This window comes from Haloarcula sp. Atlit-120R (assembly GCF_003665885.1).
In the GTDB taxonomy this organism is placed as follows: Archaea; Halobacteriota; Halobacteria; order Halobacteriales; family Haloarculaceae; genus Haloarcula; species Haloarcula taiwanensis.
Genome location: NZ_QPLN01000054.1, coordinates 1 through 532, shown reverse-complemented (window position 1 = coordinate 532; position 532 = coordinate 1). Strand labels below are relative to the sequence as shown.

Sequence of the window (532 nt, the reverse complement as noted above, 5' to 3'; positions counted from 1 at the left end):
CCTGTGATTCTTCGAACTTGTACATCACAATGTGGGTGTCTACTTTCGTCCGCATTAGGTAGTCGAATGGAATACTGTTGAGCAAACCGAGAGCAGCAAAGAGCGATTCGTCAGTGAAGACCCGCTCGTAAACGGAGTGCAACGGTGAATTAGATAGGTCGTCCTCGTCGGGATCGATTTCGTAGGGACGGACCGTGTGAAGGGTGTTGGTGCAGACGATACCATCAGGAATTACAGAAGCGATGATAGTCCGTTCGTCCGACGCTCGCGCAACGTCCCTGAAGACAATACGGTACTCTGTGCAATCAAGCAGCACGTCTTCCTCGGAAAGTTCTTCGCCGCGATGGTCGTCAAGCAAGTCATTCACGTAGCTGATCTGAGAACCTGTGCCGTCAAACGCGTAGTAGAGTGCTCGTTTCAGTTTCCGGTGGTTCTTTTCACGTACGCGTCGTTTCGCGCTTGCATCCGGATTGACGTCTTCCTCAACACTCCAGAACTCCGGTGGCTCAATGTCTACGAATGACGGATCGTG

The 532-nt window shown here is 51.7% G+C and carries 1 pseudogene; it reads right to left on the bottom strand.

The window, feature by feature from the left end:
* A pseudogene (locus DVK01_RS21185) lies at positions 1-532 on the bottom strand (hypothetical protein); the annotation flags it as partial.